Source organism: Streptomyces muensis (assembly GCF_021474425.1).
In the GTDB taxonomy this organism is placed as follows: Bacteria; Actinomycetota; Actinomycetes; order Streptomycetales; family Streptomycetaceae; genus Streptomyces; species Streptomyces muensis.
Window position 1 is genome coordinate 1 of the sequence record NZ_JAKEIP010000440.1, and the last position, 4262, is coordinate 4262.

At 70.1% G+C, this 4262-nt stretch carries 5 protein-coding genes and 1 riboswitch; of the genes, 4 read left to right on the plus strand and 1 reads right to left on the minus strand.

What is annotated here, in order from left to right; genetic code table 11:
• Nucleotides 1-31 precede the first annotated feature (31 nt).
• On the minus strand, nucleotides 32-763 hold the full coding sequence (locus L0P92_RS42595) for a class II aldolase/adducin family protein (protein WP_234768509.1): 732 nt from the start codon (nucleotides 761-763) through the stop codon (nucleotides 32-34).
• Between the two features lie 206 nt (nucleotides 764-969).
• Between L0P92_RS42595 and L0P92_RS42600 the strand changes: the two genes are divergently transcribed.
• The 4 genes from L0P92_RS42600 to L0P92_RS42615 all read left to right on the plus strand — a co-directional run.
• Complete coding sequence (locus tag L0P92_RS42600; RefSeq protein WP_234768510.1) at nucleotides 970-1719, plus strand: lysozyme; 750 nt, start codon at nucleotides 970-972, stop codon at nucleotides 1717-1719.
• Nucleotides 1720-1895: 176 nt separating this feature from the next.
• Complete coding sequence (locus tag L0P92_RS42605; RefSeq protein ID WP_234768511.1) at nucleotides 1896-3140, plus strand: inorganic phosphate transporter; 1245 nt, start codon at nucleotides 1896-1898, stop codon at nucleotides 3138-3140.
• A 52-nt stretch (nucleotides 3141-3192) separates the two neighbouring features.
• The gene (locus L0P92_RS42610; RefSeq protein WP_030051597.1) at nucleotides 3193-3414 is read left to right on the plus strand and encodes a hypothetical protein; all 222 of its coding nucleotides are present in this window, start codon (nucleotides 3193-3195) and stop codon (nucleotides 3412-3414) included.
• Between the two features lie 126 nt (nucleotides 3415-3540).
• A riboswitch (cobalamin riboswitch) is annotated at nucleotides 3541-3680 on the plus strand.
• Nucleotides 3681-3782: 102 nt separating this feature from the next.
• Nucleotides 3783-4262: cobalamin biosynthesis protein (locus tag L0P92_RS42615; protein WP_234768512.1), on the plus strand; the 480-nt coding region annotated here is incomplete at its 3' end.

The following is a 4262-nucleotide window of genomic DNA, read 5'->3' on the forward strand; positions in this document are numbered from 1 at the left end:
GGCTGAAGATGCCTGGACCGGCATCGGGAGATCACCCCCGTTGTCCGTACCCCCGCAACCTCTCCCCCACCTCCGCCACCTGCCCCTCCGACAGCAGGGTCGGGGACAGGCCCGGTACCGCGGATGCCTTGAGCCAGAGGTGGGACATCCATTCCAGTTGGGCGGTGCGGTCGTAGGCCTGGTCCAGGGTGGTGCCGTAGGCGATCGTGCCGTGGTTCTGGAGGAGGCAGGCGGTGCGGTCGGTGAGGGCCTGGAGCATGTTCTCGGCCAACTCCGCCGTGCCGTACGTCGCATACGGGGCAACCCGGACGGGGCCGCCGAGGGCGGCGGCCATGTAGTGGATCAGGGGGAGCTCGGGGACGAGGGTGGAGACGGCCGTGGCGTGGACGGCGTGGGTGTGGACGACGGCGCCGGCGTCGGTGGCGCGGTAGACGGCGAGATGCATGGGCAGCTCGCTCGTCGGCACCAGTGCGCCCAGGACCTGCGCGCCGGTCAGGTCGACGCCGGTCACGTCGTCCGGGGTCAGCCGGTCGTAGGGCACTCCCGACGGCGTGACCAGCACGGTGTCACCGACGCGCACCGAGACGTTGCCGGAGGTGCCGACGACCAGTCCGTCGGACACGGTCCGGCGAGCCGTCGCGACGAGGGCCTCCCAGGCCTCCGCCTCCTCGGGGCGGGCACTTCTGCCCCACGACTCCCCCACATCCTGTGCGCCGTCCCGCGCATCCCGCACGCCTCGCTGGTCCCGCCGTTCCTCAGCCATGCGGCGATCCTGCCAGGCGGGAGGCGGCACGGCCTCAAGTCGCCGTCGAGCTCGGGCACTTTAGGGCGGAAGGCCTACGTCCGGAAGGGTGCATAACGGGGCGGAACGGTCATCGACTTCGCTTGGCCTGAGATCGACCGGGATTCAACGATCTTCCCGTAATCTCTGGGGGATTTGTCGTGCACGCAGCCATTCCGGGGGGAAATATGGCCCGTGATCGCAAACCGTCCCGTCACCGCTCCCGACTCATAGCGGCATCCGTGGCAGCGCTCGCCCTAGGCGGAACCGCGCTGGCCGAGGTGCCGGCCGCGGCGGCCGGAAAGCCCAAGGGCCATGACGTCTCTTCCCATCAGAAGAACGTCGACTGGCAGAGCGCGAAGGGGAAGGGCGCCCGGTTCGTCTACGTCAAGGCGACCGAGTCCCACACCTACCGCAACCCGTACTTCAACCAGCAGTACAACGGCTCCCGCAACGCGGGCATGATCCGCGGCGCGTACCACTTCGCGCTGCCGAACAAGTCGTCCGGCAGGACGCAGGCGGCGCACTTCGTGCGCAACGGCGGCGGCTGGCGGTCGGACGGCTGGACACTGCCGCCCGCGCTCGACATCGAGTACAACCCGTACAGCAAGCACAAGTGCTACGGGCTGAGCAAGGCGAAGATGGTCAACTGGATCCAGTCCTTCAGCGCCGAGGTGAAGCGGCTAACCGGCCGCCGTCCGGTGATCTACACCACCACCCACTGGTGGAACACCTGCACCGGCGCCAGCCGCGCCTTCGCCTCGAACCACGCGCTGTGGATAGCCCGGTACGACTCCGCGACGGCGGGGAACCTGCCGGCCGGATGGCAGTTCTGGACCATCTGGCAGTACGACAACGGCAGCGGCAGCCTGCCGGGTGACCAGAATCTCTTCAACGGGTCGATGACCCAGCTCAGGAAGTTTGCCCGGGGCTACTGACCCTTGGGGCGCCTGGGCCGTGCGGCGACTGCCGGAGGCGGCCGGAGGGGACGCCTCCCCTTCCGGACGAACAACCCCCTCTTACAGACACCGTGCGGCCCGCCTCAGTTCACCTTCCGTTCACTCAGGTTTCCTACGGTCAACCGACCGATGACCTCGAACGATTGCCTGGGTAAATGGAAAACTTCTCGCTGATCCTCGCGATTGTGGTGGTAACCGCACTCGCGTTCGATTTCACGAACGGTTTCCACGACACCGCCAACGCGATGGCCACCACCATCTCGACCGGTGCACTCAAGCCCAAGGTCGCGGTGGCCATGTCCGCCGTGTTGAACCTTGTAGGCGCCTTCCTCTCCGTGGAGGTCGCCAACACGATCTCCAAGGGTCTCGTCGACGAGACCGGCATCCGTCCCGAGGTCATCTTCGCCGCGTTGGTCGGCGCGATCCTCTGGAATCTGGCGACATGGCTGGTCGGACTTCCCTCCAGCTCCTCGCACGCCCTGATGGGCGGCCTGATCGGTGCCACCATCGCCTCGGCCGGCTTCGGCGCGGTCCACGGCGACGTCCTCGTCACCAAGGTCCTGATCCCGGCCATCGCCGCCCCGATCGTCGCCGGCCTCGCGGCGATGTTCGCCACGCGGCTGACGTACTCCCTCGGCAAGAAGGCCGACGGCGAGGCCAGCAAGAAGGGCTACCGCGCCGGGCAGATCGCCTCCGCCGGTCTGGTCTCCCTCGCGCACGGCACCAACGACGCGCAGAAGACGATGGGCATCATCACCCTCGCCCTGGTCGCCGGCGGCACCCTCGCCCCCGACTCCGACCCGCCCATGTGGGTCATCCTCTCCGCGGGTCTGGCCATCGCGCTCGGCACCTACCTCGGCGGCTGGCGCATCATCCGCACCATGGGCAAGGGCCTGACCGACCTCCAGCCGCAGCAGGGCTTCGCCGCCCAGACCAGCGCGGCCACCGTCATCCTGGCCTCCTCCCACCTCGGCTTCTCCCTCTCCACCACGCACTCCGTCTCCGGTTCGGTGATGGGCGCGGGCCTCGGCCGCAAGGGCGGCGTGGTCCGCTGGTCGACGGCCACCCGGATGTTCGTCGCCTGGGGCCTGACCCTGCCGGCCGCCGCCCTGGTCGGCGCCCTCGCGGAGTACGTGACCGGCTTCGGCGCCTGGGGCACGGCCCTCGTCGCGGTCTTCCTGGTCGCCTCCAGCGCCGCGATCTGGAAGCTCTCGCGTCGCGAGGTCATCGACCACACCAACGTCAACGAGACCGACGAGCCGGCCGGCGTGGTGACCACCGCCATGGCCGCCGTGACCCCGCCCCCGGCGGGCACGACGGCCGAGGACCTCGCGGCCACCATCCCGGCCCCGGCCTCCGAGCCGACGACGACGCCGTCGCCCTCGCAGGCCACGGTCTGACCCCCGCCCGGTTACTCCTCCCGGCACCCCCGGTAATCAAGGAAGAAGAAGCATGAAGATCGACTGGGCGGCTCTCGGCTCCGTCTTCGGCGTCAGCCTCGTGGTCACCGTGGCCCTCGTGGGCCTGTTCACCCTCGGCATCTCCGGTCTGTCCCGCCGCGAACGGGCGGTGGCCCAGGGCGACTCGGCCGCGCTCGCGGTCACCGGCGCGTACGCCTGCTTCGCGGCGTGCGCGGCGGCCGTGGGATACGGCATCTATCTGATCGTGGCCTGACGGCCCGACGTACGGCGCACACGCCACCTGAAACACCCGAGGTGCGGGACGGATCACCGTCCCGCACCTCACGCCTGTGTGGGCCTTCGCACACTCTCCCCGCGCAGGTCAACGGCAAGTTGACGGCCCTTCCGGCCCCGTGGTGGACTTCCGGGGCCAGCTACGGCGGCAGGAGAGGAAGCCGGTGTGAATCCGGCGCGGTCCCGCCACTGTCACCGGGGTAGAAAGCCCCGGGAGCCAGGAACTCTCACCGCCGGACTCGTCGAACCAGGGCGTGGACACCCTGAGTGAGGACAGAACGCGATGCTCGCCTGCCGATCGACACGCAGTATCAGACCCTCGTCTGACCCCACGGTCGGCTGACCCCGATGCGAGCCGATCGCGTCTTCGCGTACGGCGCCGCCGCCGGACTTCTCGGTGATCTGCTGCTCGGCGATCCTCGCCGGGGGCATCCGGTCGCCGCGTTCGGACGTGCCGCCGGCGCCGTGGAGAGAGTGTTGTGGCGCGACGACCGCGCGCGGGGTGCGATGCACACCGCCGTGTGCGCCGGTGGCGCCGTGGCGCTCGGTGCCCTCGCCGCCCGTGTCGTACGTACCTCCCCTGCCGCCTCCGTCGCGCTGACCGGCGCCGCCACCTGGGCGGTGGTCGGCGGGACTTCACTGGCCCGGGAGGCCCGCACGATCGGGCGCGCCCTGGAGGCCGGGGACATCGAGGGGGCGCGGGCGCGGCTGCCGCATCTGTGCGGACGGGATCCGCAGGCGCTGGACGCGGACGGGATCGCGCGGGCGGTCGTGGAGTCCGTCGCCGAGAACACCTCCGACGCGGTGGTGGGGGCCCTGGTGTGGGGG